The following is a 14,052-nucleotide window of genomic DNA, read 5'->3' as shown; positions in this document are numbered from 1 at the left end:
CTTACAGACTGGAAACGGAAGACGGGTGTTTGGCGGGCGTCGGCGCGGGGAGAAAAAACATCACCAGCGCCACCAGCAGATAGATCAGATAAGCCCCGAGGGTGCTGATGGTCGGCGCATCCTGATAACCGAACATCCCGGCCAGCACCGAGCCCAATGGGCCGTCCATCGGCAGCGTTGCACTGAAGTCGAACAGCACCGTTTGCAGGTGATTCCAGACCCCGGCTTCGTGCAGTGCTTGCACCGAGTTGGCGAGAATCCCGGCCGCCACGACGAGGATGAACAGCCCGGTCCAGCGGAAGAACGCACTGAGGTTCAGGCGCATGCTGCCGGTGTAGATCAGGAAACCGACGATGATCGCCAGGATCAGGCCGAGCAGGGCGCCAATCGGTGCCGCCGGGCCTTCGCTTTGCTGGAACACCGCCAGCAGGAAGAACACCGTTTCCAGGCCTTCCCTGGCCACAGCGAAAAACACCATGGCGATCAACGCCGTGACCTGGTGCCTGGAACCGGTCAACGCGTGATCGAGGGACACGTGCAGCGAATGCTTGATCGAACGCGCCACTTTGCGCATCCAGAACACCATCGAACTGAGGATGCCAACGGCGATCAGGCCGACCACGCCTTCAAACAGCTCCTGCTGTTTCTGCGGAAATTCGGCACTGACCAGTTCCAGCCCGCCGCCCACCAGCAATGCCAGCGCAACGGCGAGGAACACGCCAATCCACACGGCCGGCATCCACTGACCGCGGCCGGTCTGTTGCAGGTAGCTGGCGATGATGCCAACGATCAACGCGGCTTCAATGCCTTCGCGCAGCATGATCAGAAAGGGGACAAGCATTCAGCACCGTCACGAAACTAGATAGGGTGCTAATTTGTAACATAATGACACTCATTCCCAAATAGCACTGATTGCCATTTACCTGAACCTAAGCTGAACAACCTTAAACATCACACTTAACCCTGTGGGAGCGAGCCTGCTCGCTCCCACAGGGTTCTACGGCTAAGATGCCGGCACCCAACAAGAACAAGGCACACCTCGCTCAATGTCGGAAAAAGACACCATCTCCATTCAACTGGTGCGCGAAGCGCTTCTGCAAAGCTGTGCTCCGGGCGCTGCCACCGATGAGGTGTTGAACAAGGTCGGCATCGAGCCGGCGCTGCTGCATTCCAACGACGCCCGCGTCCCGGCCACCGCCTATGCACGCTTGTGGCGTCTGCTGGCCCGGCGTGGCGACGATGAGTTCTTTGGCATGGACCCGCGCAAGCTCAAGTCCGGCAGCCTGGCGTTTCTGTGCCGCAGTTCGATGGTTCAGCCGAGCCTGGCCGCCGGGCTGACCACGGGCCTGAATTTCCTGTCGTTGATGCTCGAGAACATGCCCGCGCAACTGGTGCGTCAGCAAAGCCTGGCCGAGATCGTGCTGCTCGAAGATGACCAGGAGCCGCGCCGTGCTTTCACCTATTTCACCTACTGGATGATCGTGCACGGCGTCGCTTGTTGGCTGGCGGGACGGCGGATACCGATTCTGGCCATCGAACTGCGCTGCGCGGAGCCGGATTTCTGCGATGACTATCAGGTGATGTTCTCCGAGAACCTGCGCTTTGATCGACCGCGCACGCGGATGATTTTCTCGGCCGAGTGCCTGGACCTGCCGATCAAGCGCAGCGCTGAGGAACTCAAGCGTTTCCTGGCCCATGCGCCGGCCAATATCCTGGTCAAATACCGTGATCCGCAGAGCCTGGCCAGCCGGATCAAACACGATTTGCGCCAGTTGCCCGCTGAACTGTGGCCGGAGACCGAACCGCTGGCGCAACAACTGTGCATGTCGGCTTCGACCCTGCGCCGGCGGCTGGCGGAAGAAGGGCAGACGTATCAAGGGCTCAAGGACAGCGTGCGCAAGGAATTGGCCATCGTCTGGCTGGCCGAGCCGCAGATCAGCTTCGCCGAAATCGCCGCGCGCCTGGGGTTCGCCGATGCCAGCTCGTTCTACAAGGCGTTTCGCAAGTGGTCGGGGTCCAATCCGGGGCATTACCGGAGCTTGATTCTTAACGAAGCGAGCTAGACACCGGTCGTTCCCACGCTCTGCGTGGGAATGCAGCCAGGGACGCTCCGCGTCCCAAAAAACCGAACGCGGAGCGTCCGTTGAGGCATTCCCACGCAGAGCGTGGGAACGATCTTCATAGGCGCCACACTATTCAAATTTTGGCCAAACCAGTCAGACAACTTGATAGCTTTGACCATTGTCCCTTTCCCCGCCCAGAGCGAGTATTTCCCTGTTACTTACGGTTCCCCCAACCCAATAAAAAAACAGCGGGATTCTGGCAATGCGCGATTACTTGTCTGCCTCTTCACAGTTCAACTATCAGCACACCGTCGACACTTCTCTGGCCGGCAATCTGCAGGCCCTCAACGCCTGTGTCGAGTGTTGCGACCGGCATGCATTGCCGGGGCGCATTGCGCTGTTCTGGGAAGGCCGTGACGGCTCCAGCGCGACGTATACCTTCAGCGACTTGCAGGACAAAGCGGCACGTTTTGCCAACTTCCTCCTGGCCCAGGGCGTGAAGAAAGGCGACAAGGTCGCCGGCCTCCTGCCACGCAATATCGAATTGTTGATCACCGTGTTCGCCGCCTGGCGCATCGGTGCAGTCTATCAGCCACTGTTCACCGCGTTCGGCCCGAAAGCCATCGAGCACCGCTTGAGCAACTCCGGCGCCAAAGTGGTGGTGACTGACGCGGTCAATCGACCGAAACTCGCTGATGTCGCCGACTGCCCGAGCATCGTTACCGTCGGCGGACCGAAAGGCCAAGGCATCGTCTGTGGCGACTACAGCTTCTGGGCCGAACTGGCCAATTATTCCGCCAAGTGTGAACCGGTGTTGTTGACCGGCGAAGACCCGTTCCTGCTGATGTTCACCTCGGGCACCACCGGCCCGTCGAAAGCCCTGTACGTGCCACTCAAGGCCATCGTCGCCTTCAAGGGCTACACCTGCGACGCCGTGGATTTGCGCCCGGAAGACGCGTTCTGGAACCTGGCCGATCCAGGTTGGGCCTATGGCATCTATTTCGGCGTCACCGGGCCGATGTCGATAGGGCATCCGATCACCTTTTACGATGGCCCGTTCACCGTCGAAAGCACCTGCCGGGTCATCAACAAATACGGAATTACCAACCTCACCGGTTCACCGACCGCCTATCGCCTGCTGATCGCTGGTGGCGATGATTTTGCCAAGTCGATCAAGGGCAAGCTGCGCATCGTCAGCAGCGCCGGCGAGCCGCTGAACCCGGAAGTGATCCGCTGGTTTGCCGACAACCTCGGCGTGGTCATTCACGACCATTACGGCCAGACCGAACTGGGCATGGTCCTGTGCAATCACCATGGCCTGGAACACCCGATCCACATGGGCGCCGCCGGTTTTGCCTCGCCGGGCCACCGCATCGTGGTGCTCGACGATGAATACAAGGAACTGGGCGTCGGCCAGCCCGGCATCCTGGCCATCGACCGCAGCCAATCGCCGATGTGCTGGTTCAACGGTTACGAAGGCGCGCCGACCAAGGCCTTCGTCGGCAACTATTACCTGAGCGGCGACACCGTCGAGTGGAACCCGGACGGCAGCATCAGTTTTGTCGGCCGTAGCGATGACGTGATCACCACCTCCGGCTACCGCGTCGGCCCGTTCGACGTGGAAAGTGCGTTGATCGAACACCCGGCCGTGACCGAAGCCGCTGTCGTCGGCAAACCCGACCCGGAGCGCACCGAACTGGTGAAAGCCTTCGTGGTGATTTGCGAGCATTACCGCCCGACGCCGGAGCTGGCAGAAGAACTGCGCCAGCACGTGCGCAAACGTCTGGCCGCGCATTCATACCCGCGTGAAATCGAATTTGTCAGCGAATTGCCGAAAACCCCAAGCGGCAAATTGCAGCGCTTTATCTTGCGCAACCAGGAAATCGCCAAGGCTCAAGAGGCCGCGGCTCACAAAGCTTCTGCTTGAATCGAAGGAAATAATGATGCAGATCGAAAACAAGGTTTTTCTCGTGACCGGCGGTGCATCGGGTCTCGGTGCGGCGACCGCTGAAATGCTGGTCGCGGCCGGTGCCAAGGTGATGCTGGTGGACATGAACGCCGAAGCCGTTGCGGCCCAGGCCCAGCGCCTCGGCGCCCAAAGCGTGGTGGCCGACATCAGTGACGAAGCGGCGGCGGAAGCAGCGGTGCAGGCGACGGTCAAGGCTTTTGGTGGCCTCAATGGCCTGGTCAACTGCGCCGGCATCGTGCGCGGCGAGAAGATCCTCGGCAAGAACGGCCCGCACGCGCTGGCCAGTTTCAGCCAGGTGATCAACGTCAACCTGATCGGCAGCTTCAACATGCTGCGTCTGGCGTCGGCGGCCATCGCCGAAACCGAACCGGATGCCGACGGCGAGCGTGGCGTGATCATCAACACCGCCTCGGCCGCCGCCTACGACGGCCAGATCGGCCAGGCCGCCTACGCCGCGTCCAAAGGCGCAATCGTCAGCCTGACCTTGCCCGCCGCCCGTGAACTGGCGCGCTTCGGCATTCGTGTAATGACCATCGCCCCGGGGATTTTCGAAACCCCGATGATGGCCGGCATGACCCCGGAAGTCCGCGCGTCCCTGGCCGCTGGCGTACCTTTTCCGCCGCGCCTGGGCAAACCGGGCGAGTATGCCGCGCTGGTCAGGCATATCATTGAAAACAGCATGCTCAATGGCGAGGTGATCCGTCTCGACGGTGCCTTGCGCATGGCCGCCAAATAAGGAGGATTTGTCATGACTATTGCCAACGATCCAATCGTTATCGTCAGTGCCGTCCGCACCCCGATGGGTGGCTTCCAGGGCGAACTGAAAAGCCTGATCGCGCCGCAACTGGGCGCTGCCGCGATTCGTGCCGCCGTTGAACGGGCCGGTATCGCGCCGGAGTCCGTCGAAGAAGTGCTGTTTGGCTGCGTGCTGTCCGCCGGCCTCGGCCAGGCTCCGGCGCGTCAGGCTGCGTTGGGCGCCGGGCTGGATAAATCGACCCGCTGCACCACCCTGAACAAGATGTGCGGTTCGGGCATGGAGGCGGCGATTCTGGCCCACGACATGCTGGTGGCCGGTAGCGCCGACGTGGTCGTCGCGGGGGGCATGGAAAGCATGTCCAACGCACCTTATCTGCTGGATCGCGCCCGCAGCGGTTACCGCATGGGCCATGGCCGCGTGCTCGATCATATGTTCCTCGACGGCCTGGAAGACGCCTACGACAAGGGCCGCCTGATGGGCACTTTCGCCGAGGATTGCGCTGAAACCAACGGGTTTACCCGTGAGGCTCAGGACGCGTTTGCCATTGCCTCGACCACCCGCGCGCAGCAGGCGATCAAGGACGGCAGCTTCAAGGACGAAATCGTGCCGTTGACGGTGACGGTCGGCAAAGAGCAGGTGCTGATCAGCAACGACGAACAGCCACCGAAGGCCAAGCTGGACAAGATCGCATCGCTGAAACCAGCGTTCCGCGAGGGCGGCACGGTGACGGCGGCCAACTCCAGTTCGATCTCCGACGGTGCGGCGGCGCTGGTGCTGATGCGCCGTTCCGAGGCAGAGAAACAAGGCCTTAAACCGTTGGCGGTGATTCACGGCCACGCTGCGTTCGCCGACACCCCGGGCCTGTTCCCGGTGGCCCCGGTCGGTGCGATCAAGAAGTTGATGAAGAAAACCGGTTGGTCGCTGGATGAAGTCGATCTGGTGGAAGTCAACGAGGCCTTCGCCGTCGTCAGCCTGGTGACCATGACCAAACTGGAAATCCCCCACGAGAAGATCAACGTTCACGGCGGCGCGTGCGCCTTGGGCCACCCGATTGGCGCGTCTGGTGCGCGGATCCTCGTGACCTTGCTCTCGGCACTGCGCCAGAAAGGCCTGAAACGCGGAGTCGCCGCTATTTGCATCGGCGGCGGTGAAGCCACGGCCATGGCGGTGGAATGCCTGTACTAGGCCAACCTCACCCCTGTGGGAGCCAGCCTGCTGGCGATTGACTGATACGACGCCATCGCCAGCAGGCTGGCTCCCACAGAGTTCTGTGTCGTACCCCGGATTTTAAGGATTCACCATGATTCCCAATGACGAACAACTTCAGATCAGCGACGCGGCCCGGCAATTCGCCCAGGAACGGCTGAAACCGTTCGCCGCCGAGTGGGACCGCGAACACCGCTTCCCCAAGGAAGCCATCGGCGAGATGGCTGAACTGGGCTTTTTCGGCATGTTGGTGCCGGAAGAGTGGGGCGGTTGTGATACCGGCTACCTGGCCTACGCCATGGCCCTGGAAGAAATCGCTGCCGGCGATGGCGCGTGCTCGACCATCATGAGCGTGCACAACTCGGTGGGTTGCGTGCCAATCCTCAAGTATGGCAACGATGAGCAGAAAGAACGCTTCCTCAAGCCACTGGCCAGCGGCGCGATGCTCGGGGCCTTTGCCCTGACTGAACCCCAGGCCGGTTCCGACGCCAGCGGCCTGAAAACCCGCGCGCGCCTGGAAGGCGACCACTACGTGCTCAACGGTTGCAAGCAGTTCATTACTTCCGGGCAGAACGCCGGGGTGGTGATTGTATTCGCGGTGACCGACCCGAGCGCTGGCAAGCGTGGCATCACAGCGTTGATCGTGCCGACCGATTCGCCGGGCTACAAAGTCGCCCGGGTCGAAGACAAGCTCGGTCAGCACGCCTCCGATACCTGCCAGATTCTCTTTGAAGACGTAAAGGTGCCGGTCGCCAATCGACTGGGTGAGGAGGGCGAAGGTTACCGGATCGCCCTGGCCAACCTGGAAGGCGGCCGTGTCGGCATCGCTTCGCAATCGGTGGGCATGGCCCGTGCGGCATTCGAAGCGGCCCGTGACTATGCGCGTGAGCGCGAGAGCTTCGGCAAGCCGATCATCGAACATCAAGCCGTAGCGTTCCGCATGGCCGACATGGCCACCCAGATTGCCGTCGCCCGGCAGATGGTGCATTACGCGGCGGCATTGAGAGACAGCGGCAAACCGGCCCTGGTCGAAGCGTCCATGGCCAAGCTGTTCGCCTCGGAAATGGCCGAGAAGGTCTGTTCCTCGGCGTTGCAAACCCTCGGCGGTTACGGTTACCTGAACGACTTCCCGCTGGAGCGCATCTACCGCGACGTTCGGGTTTGCCAGATCTATGAAGGCACCAGCGATATTCAACGCATGGTTATTTCGCGCAATCTTTGAGAAGGAGTCCCCTGTGAACTACGAAACTATTTTGTTGGAAACCCACGGCCGTGTCGGCCTGATTACCCTCAACCGTCCGCAAGCGCTGAACGCGTTGAACGCGCAGATCGTCAGCGAGCTGAACCACGCCCTTGATGGCCTGGAAGCCGATTCGAACATCGGTTGCATCGTGCTGACCGGCTCGAAAAAAGCCTTCGCCGCCGGTGCCGACATCAAGGAAATGGCCGAGCTGACCTACCCGCAGATCTACCTCGACGACCTGTTCAGCGACAGCGATCGCGTGGCCAACCGTCGCAAGCCGATCATCGCGGCGGTCAACGGTTTTGCCTTGGGCGGTGGTTGTGAGCTGGCGCTGATGTGCGACTTCATCCTGGCCGGTGACAATGCAAAATTCGGTCAACCGGAAATCAACCTCGGCGTGCTGCCGGGCATGGGCGGCACCCAGCGCCTGACCCGCGCCGTGGGCAAGGCCAAGGCCATGGAAATGTGCCTGAGCGGGCGCTTGATCGACGCAGTGGAAGCGGAGCGTTGCGGGATTGTCGCGCGGATCGTTCCAGCGGATGAGTTGCTGGAAGAAGCGCTGAAAGTCGCGGCGTTGATTGCCAAGAAGTCATTGCCGATTGCGATGATGGTCAAGGAAAGCGTCAACCGCGCCTTTGAAGTGAGCCTGTCCGAAGGCGTGCGCTTCGAGCGCCGGGTGTTCCATGCGGCGTTTGCGACGCAGGATCAGAAGGAAGGGATGGCGGCGTTTATTGCCAAGCGTGAAGCTGAGTTTCAGGGTAAGTAACCCCACGCACCGATCGTTCCCACGCTCCGCGTGGGAATGCATCCTGTGACGCTCTGCGTCACGCTTGCAAAGGGACGCAGAGCGTCCCCGGCGGCATTCCCACGCGGAGCGTGGGAACGATCAGCGTCTCGGCGTGGGAACGATCAAGGTCACATCTGGTAGTTCTTCAGTTCCCGGGCAATCACCATCCGCTGTATCTCGCTCGACCCCTCGTAAATCTGCGTGATCCGCGCATCCCGGTAGTAACGCTCCACCGGGTAATCCTCCAGATACCCATACCCACCATGAATCTGCATCGCCGAAGAACAGACCTTCTCGGCCATCTCCGATGCAAACAGCTTGGCCTGTGACGCTTCCGACAGACATGGCTTGCCAGCGCTGCGCAACCGCGCTGCGTGCAGGATCAACAAGCGCGCCGCGTTGAGACGGGTGTGCATGTCGGCCAGCATGTTGGCGATGCTCTGATGCTCGATGATCGGTTTGTCGAACTGCACCCGATCACGGGAATAGGCCAACGCCGCTTCGAACGCCGCACGTGCGATGCCCAATGCCTGCGCCGCGATGCCGATGCGGCCGCCTTCGAGGTTGGACAGGGCAATGGCCAGACCTTTGCCACGCTCACCCAGCAGATTCGCCTCGGGAATCGTGCAGTTGTTCAGCGTCACCGCGCAGGTGTCGGAGGCGCGAATGCCCATCTTGTGTTCGGTGCGATCAACGATAAAACCGGCGGTGTCGGTCGGCACAAGGAACGCCGAGATACCGCGCTTGCCCAGGTCCGGATCGGTCACTGCAAAGACAATCGCCAGCTTCGCCCGTTTGCCGTTGCTGACGAATTGCTTGGCGCCGTTGATTACCCATTGGCCATCGCGCAGTTCGGCGCGGGTGCGCAGGTTGTGGGCTTCGGAACCGGCTTGCGGCTCGGTCAGGCAGAAGCAGCCGATGGCCTGACCGCTGGCCAGGTCCGGTAGCCACGTTTGTTTCTGTTCGTCGGTGCCATAGTTGAGCACCGGCCCGCAGCCCACGGAGTTGTGGATGCTCATCAGCGCACCCGTGGCGCCGTCACCCGCAGAAATCTCTTCCACCGCCAGCGCATAGGCGACGTAGTCAACATAGGTGCCACCCCATTCTTCCGGCACCACCATGCCCAGCAAGCCCAGTTCACCCATCTTCGCCACCAGACCGTCATCGATCCAGCCAGCCTTTTCCCAGGCCTGCGCGTGGGGTGCGATTTCGCCGCGGGCAAAGTCCCGGGCCATATCGCGGATCATGACTTGTTCTTCGCTCAATTCGATATCGTGCATGGCTCAGCTCCCAGTCCGGTCAAAGCCTGTGAAGAAACTCGCAACATGCCCGGCGTCCAGCGCCTGCAAGGTCGGCGGGTTCCAGCGCGGGGTCTTGTCTTTGTCGATCAGCAAGGCGCGCACGCCCTCGATCAGGTCGCCGCGCTCGAACCACTGACGGTCCAGGTGCAGCTCCAGGGCGAAGCAGTCTTCGATACTCAAGTGGCGACCACGACGCAGCATTTCCAGTGTTACCGCCATCGCCAGCGGCGAACGGCTTTGCAGCAGGTCGGCGGTGGTCGTGGCCCACTCATGGCTGTCGGCGACCGTGACTTCACGCAGTTGCTCAACAATACTCGGCACATCGGGCAGGGCGAAGAAATGGTCGATGGCCGGGCGTAGCGCTTCCAATGGCGCATCGGCCAGTTGTTGCACCGCGAGACCGGCCAGCAAGCCTTGCAGGTCCTTGAGCGGTGTCCCGTGCCATTGGAGCTGATCGAGCTGCTCATCGAGCGTGGCCAGCTTTTCGCTTTCCAGGAACCAGTCCGCCAGCCCGCAATACAACGCATCCGCCGCACGGATCTGCACGCCGCTGACGCCCAGGTAGATTCCGAGTTCACCGGGGATGCGCGGCAGGAAGTAACTGCCGCCGACATCCGGGAAATAACCGATGCCGACTTCAGGCATCGCCAGACGGCTTTTCTCGGTGACCACCCGCAAATCGGCGCCTTGCACCAAACCCATGCCGCCACCGAGGACAAATCCGTCCATCAGGGCCAGTACCGGTTTGCAGTAGTTATGAATAGCGAGGTCGAGGGCGTATTCCTCGACGAAGAAATCTTCGTGCAGGGTGTCGCCGCTTTTGAAGCTGTCATACAGCGAGCGGATATCGCCGCCAGCACAGAAGGCTTTTTCGCCGGCACCGCGCAAAACCACCGCATGCACTTGCGGATCCTGACCCCAGGCATCGAGCTGACGGTGCAGGAGACGGACCATGTTCAGGGTCAGGGCGTTGAGGCCGGCAGGGCGGTTGAGGGTCAAGTGACCGATGTGGTTGCGAACCTCGGCCAACACTTCGTTTTGCGTGGCATCCACGGGCGAAATACCCTTCGATGAAACCTGAGCAGTCATCAGTAACTCCCTGCTTTTATTGTTCTTTATAGACAAGCTCGCGCGCGAGCGATGCCGGATCGTAACAGTGCAAATTTGTGTTGTACAACCGGGATATGTGCACGTGCAATTTGCACATTTGCATGCCTGATGAGGATTAGCAGGGGCGCAGCAATAAGGGAATTGCTGGCACACCACCAAGCACGTCCCCCACAGGGATGTGTGACGTCAGGAACTTTGGATGGGATTTCACCTATGTTGCGAGGTTTATCGTGTAACGTACTGTTATTAATCATTTGTTTGAGTTTTTACGGCGTTACATCGAAGAACGTTTCTGTTTTAGCCAGGGGATATTAAACGGCTCTGTTTAATAGACATCTCCAGAAACTCTCTCAGACTACACATCCTTGCGTCGTTGCCTACGACTGCGCCAGAATCCGCCGGCTTGTGCGCCTTGGGCCTGGGTTTTATCGTTTCCCCGTCGCTGAAGAACAGCGATGGGGTTTGGTAGCCCGGTTTTTTCACAAGGGTGCAAAGCACCATAAATTGAGGCGTTTTTTCGTCTCGACTTTTATGGTGGTCATGCACAGGGCGTCTTCGGATGCGCCGGTTTCCTTGTGCCCGGTCTACCAACCTGCGTATGGCCACCACCTTTCGTTTGGTAGCGAGGGTGAGGGCTCCTTTTTTGGTAGCACGAGGAGTTTCACCTATGTTCAAACCAACACCCAACCCACCCGAAACCGACGACGTTTCCCCCTACGAATCCACCGATTCCAAAAAATTCAACGAAGCCGCCGAGCGAGCCCTCGACTTCCACTTCCCGTCGAACGCCGACATCAAAGCCATCCCGCGCACACCCAGTACCCTGTTTTCCATAGACCCTGACGCCACGGCCGAAACCCTGGCGGTTTATCTGGTCGAGACGCTGGCCTCGGTCGATGTGATGGTCCATCAGTTGGTGGATCATCTGGAGGGGGAATCGCGTTACGCGCTTTTGGGGATTTCGAACAGCATCATGATGGCGGAGATCACCGCTAATCGTATGCTGGATAAAATTGATTTGCCCCAGTAGGTGCGGCCGTGCTTGGTGAGCCGGTAACTCGTTGAGCTGTGTAGCGGTCCCATTTTTTGGGGCCGCTTCGCAACGTAACGGGGGCCTATCAATTGTTCATTGGCGAAAGTGCCTCTGCAGAGTCTGAGCGCAAAGCAGCAGTGCCTGCTTGGCGTCATCAGAGTTCGCCGGGTAATTGATAAAGCCGTGGAGCATGCCCGAATATTCTTTGTGTTGAACCGGTACGTCGGCCTCCGTCAGCCGGCGCACATACTCCCGGCCTTCGTCGCGCAATACATCCCGTTCAGAGGTGATGATCAACGCAGGCGGCAAGCCACGCAGGTGTTGGTGGCGCAGGGGAGAAAGGCGTGGATCGTCGCGCGAGACGCCATTGGGCACGTAGTGATTGATGTACCACTCAAGCATGTTGCCGGTCAGCCCGAAGCCTTCGGCAAATTCTCGGTGCGAAGGGTTTTGAGCCAGACAGTCCAGCAAGGGGTAAAGCAACAGCTGGAATATGATCGGCGGCCGGGTTTGCTCTCGAGCCCATTGGCAAATAACAGCCGCCAGCCCACCGCCTGAGCCGCCGCCGGCTACCGCCATCCGCGAAGAATCCAGCCCCAGAGAATGCCCTTGTTCGGCAACCCACTGCGTCGCCGCGCAGCAATCGTCCAACGCCGCAGGGAACTCATGCTCGGGCGGCCGCGCGTAGTCGACCGCCACCACGGCGCAACCTGCCCATTCACACATCACCCGGCAAAAACCGTCGTGGGTGTCCAGGTCGCCAGTGACCCAGCCGCCGCCATGGAAAAACATCAGCACCGCAAAGGGCCCGGTCCCGGCGGGGGTGTAAAGCCGTAGTGGCAGGGGGCGGCCGTGGCTTTGGATCGACAGGTTGCGAACGCTGACGACGAGCAAATCGCGAAGTGCTGTTCTGGCGCCTTCTACGGTAGGTCCAAAGTCCTGTTGATTGGCGGTCATGATTTCACCTTGCGGGAGATTGCTTCGGTGGTCATCTCAACCACATATTCTTTGCTGATCAATTCGCTGATCGCCAGACACATCAATGTCGGTGGGTGGCCCTTGAAAAACTTCTTGTGCGCCCTCGCGATGTCCGGCCAGAACTTCATGCTTGTCGTATAAATGCGAATCCCGATGATGCTTCGCCGATCTACGCCAAGCTGCTTGATGGAGGTCTCTATGATTTCCAGGCAACGCAGGGTCTGTTTGTATGCATTTCCGGGCTTGAATGGCTTGCCCTTGTCATCAAACGCCACGGTGCCGCCCATCAAAATGCGTTTGCCGACACGGATTGCCCGGCAATATCCAGCCATTTTTTCCCAGATAGCTTGCGAGTAAACCCGTTGAATTTTCATTGCTCAACTCCCTGGCCCAGATCAATGGGCAGTGATTTCAGTCCACGAAATTGCAGGTTGTTCGTGCGCCAGATCGCCGGGTTGTCGGCAATCAGGCGCAGATCGGGAAAGCGCTTGAACAGCGCGGTGAACACCACTTCGGCTTCCAGCCTGAACAGCGCCGTGCCCATGCAGAAATGCTCGCCGCGACCAAACGCCAGGTGGTCGTTGTGTTTGCGCTCAATGTCGAAACGATCGGGGTCGGGGAATTTCGCCGGATCGCGATTGGCCGAGCCGCGCATCAGGTAGACCAGGTCGCCTTGTTTCATTGTCACGCCGTCGATCGTGACGTCTTCTTTGAGCACCCGATGGCTGAAGGAGCCGGCGGAGTCGAAGCGCAGCATTTCTTCGATGGCTGCTTTGATCCGATCCGGATTGGCCACGAGGGCCTGATGTTGCTCAGGGTGCTCAAGCAAATGAAGGAGCCCGATACACAACTGGTCAGCGCTGGTGGTATAGGCCGCGACCAGAATGAAGACGATTTGCGCAAGCACCTGACCAATACTCGAATCGCCACCCTTGCAGGCCTCCAGGACCCGGCTGACGAGATCATCTGCGGGGTGTTTTCGCCGCTGCTCGATGACGTCGGCGAAATACGCGTACATTTCCTCGACGCCTTTGAGCGCTTGCTCAGGCCCTTTGTCCGGGTCCAGGCTGCCGACCAGAAAGATCAGAATGTCATCGGTCCAGCGCCTGAGTTTCAGCGCGTCTTCGCGGGGGATGCCATAGAGGTAGGCCAGGATCAGCGCCGGAACGCGATTGAACAGCTTGTCCATCAAGTCTGCCTGGGGTTCTAGCGCGTCCAGTTCGCCCTCGGTGATCTGCTCGATGTCCTGGCGCAACGATTCGATGACGCGAGGGTTGAAGGCTTTGCCCAGCAGGTGGCGACAGTCCTTGTGAGCCTTGCCATCCTTGGAGTACATCCACTCGGACGCCAGTTTGACGAACGTCGCCAGTTGCGCGCGTTTGTCGGGGGGCACCTGGGCATCGACCAGTTGCTGCATGCGGTTCGAGGAGTAGCGTTGGGTGTCTGCCTGCGCTGCAAAGACATCGTCGTACCGGGTCAAGAACCAGGCCTTGAAGTGCGGGCACCAATACACCGGTTGATGCTCACGCAGCCAGGCATAGGCGGAATAAGGATCCTGAACCGTCTTGCGATCGGTGAAGTTGAGTAGCGTTTCACTGTCCATGT

13 protein-coding genes are annotated in these 14,052 nt (G+C 60.1%); 7 read left to right on the top strand and 6 right to left on the bottom strand.

Annotated elements, in window-relative coordinates:
* Position 1: 1 nt before the first annotated feature.
* Positions 2–841 carry an iron uptake transporter permease EfeU gene (gene efeU / locus HNR03_RS17740; RefSeq protein ID WP_259154901.1) on the bottom strand — a complete coding sequence of 280 codons (840 nt, stop codon included), beginning with the start codon at positions 839–841 and terminating at the stop codon, positions 2–4.
* A 205-nt stretch (positions 842–1,046) separates the two neighbouring features.
* Here efeU and HNR03_RS17735 point away from each other — a divergent pair, with 205 nt between their 5' ends.
* The 6 genes from HNR03_RS17735 (at position 1,047) to HNR03_RS17710 (ending at position 8,004) form a co-directional block, all read left to right on the top strand.
* Positions 1,047–2,063, top strand: coding sequence for an AraC family transcriptional regulator (locus HNR03_RS17735; RefSeq protein ID WP_259154900.1), 1,017 nt, complete (start codon positions 1,047–1,049; stop codon positions 2,061–2,063).
* A 262-nt stretch (positions 2,064–2,325) separates the two neighbouring features.
* Positions 2,326–3,990, top strand: coding sequence for an AMP-binding protein (locus HNR03_RS17730; RefSeq protein ID WP_259154897.1), 1,665 nt, complete (start codon positions 2,326–2,328; stop codon positions 3,988–3,990).
* A gap of 16 nt (positions 3,991–4,006) precedes the next feature.
* Entirely contained in the window at positions 4,007–4,768 is a 762-nt protein-coding gene (locus HNR03_RS17725; RefSeq protein WP_259154896.1) for an SDR family NAD(P)-dependent oxidoreductase, read from the top strand.
* Positions 4,769–4,780: 12 nt separating this feature from the next.
* Positions 4,781–5,974, top strand: a complete 1,194-nt coding sequence (locus HNR03_RS17720) for an acetyl-CoA C-acyltransferase (protein WP_259154893.1) — start codon at positions 4,781–4,783, stop codon at positions 5,972–5,974.
* Positions 5,975–6,089: 115 nt separating this feature from the next.
* Positions 6,090–7,217, top strand: coding sequence for an acyl-CoA dehydrogenase (locus HNR03_RS17715; RefSeq protein ID WP_259154892.1), 1,128 nt, complete (start codon positions 6,090–6,092; stop codon positions 7,215–7,217).
* Between the two features lie 13 nt (positions 7,218–7,230).
* The gene (locus HNR03_RS17710; protein ID WP_218394809.1) at positions 7,231–8,004 is read left to right on the top strand and encodes an enoyl-CoA hydratase; all 774 of its coding nucleotides are present in this window, start codon (positions 7,231–7,233) and stop codon (positions 8,002–8,004) included.
* 149 nt (positions 8,005–8,153) lie between these two features.
* Here HNR03_RS17710 and HNR03_RS17705 read toward each other — a convergent pair whose 3' ends face one another.
* Positions 8,154–9,305 (bottom strand): acyl-CoA dehydrogenase family protein, encoded by a 1,152-nt coding sequence (locus HNR03_RS17705; RefSeq protein WP_259154889.1) that lies wholly within the window; start codon positions 9,303–9,305, stop codon positions 8,154–8,156.
* A 3-nt stretch (positions 9,306–9,308) separates the two neighbouring features.
* Positions 9,309–10,415: an enoyl-CoA hydratase/isomerase family protein gene (locus tag HNR03_RS17700; RefSeq protein ID WP_259154886.1), complete on the bottom strand. Its 1,107-nt coding sequence runs from the start codon at positions 10,413–10,415 to the stop codon at positions 9,309–9,311.
* Between the two features lie 688 nt (positions 10,416–11,103).
* On the opposite strand from HNR03_RS17700, the gene HNR03_RS17695 reads away from it, so the two are divergent.
* Entirely contained in the window at positions 11,104–11,466 is a 363-nt protein-coding gene (locus HNR03_RS17695) for a DUF6124 family protein (RefSeq protein ID WP_259154885.1), read from the top strand.
* Positions 11,467–11,562: 96 nt separating this feature from the next.
* Here HNR03_RS17695 and HNR03_RS17690 read toward each other — a convergent pair whose 3' ends face one another.
* The 3 genes from HNR03_RS17690 to HNR03_RS17680 are packed head-to-tail and all read right to left on the bottom strand — an operon-like array spanning position 11,563 to position 14,050.
* On the bottom strand, positions 11,563–12,426 hold the full coding sequence (locus HNR03_RS17690) for an alpha/beta hydrolase (protein ID WP_259154884.1): 864 nt from the start codon (positions 12,424–12,426) through the stop codon (positions 11,563–11,565).
* On the bottom strand, positions 12,423–12,821 hold the full coding sequence (locus tag HNR03_RS17685; RefSeq protein ID WP_222586529.1) for a Rid family hydrolase: 399 nt from the start codon (positions 12,819–12,821) through the stop codon (positions 12,423–12,425). Before HNR03_RS17685 ends, HNR03_RS17690 begins: the two co-directional genes overlap by 4 nt.
* Complete coding sequence (locus tag HNR03_RS17680) at positions 12,818–14,050, bottom strand: cytochrome P450 (protein WP_259154883.1); 1,233 nt, start codon at positions 14,048–14,050, stop codon at positions 12,818–12,820. Before HNR03_RS17680 ends, HNR03_RS17685 begins: the two co-directional genes overlap by 4 nt.
* Positions 14,051–14,052 lie beyond the last annotated feature (2 nt).

It is taken from the genome of Pseudomonas sp. JAI111 (assembly GCF_024809425.1).
GTDB lineage: Bacteria > Pseudomonadota > Gammaproteobacteria > Pseudomonadales > Pseudomonadaceae > Aquipseudomonas.
Note: the sequence above shows the minus strand (reverse complement) of the source record. Positions and strands in the feature narration are given on the sequence as shown.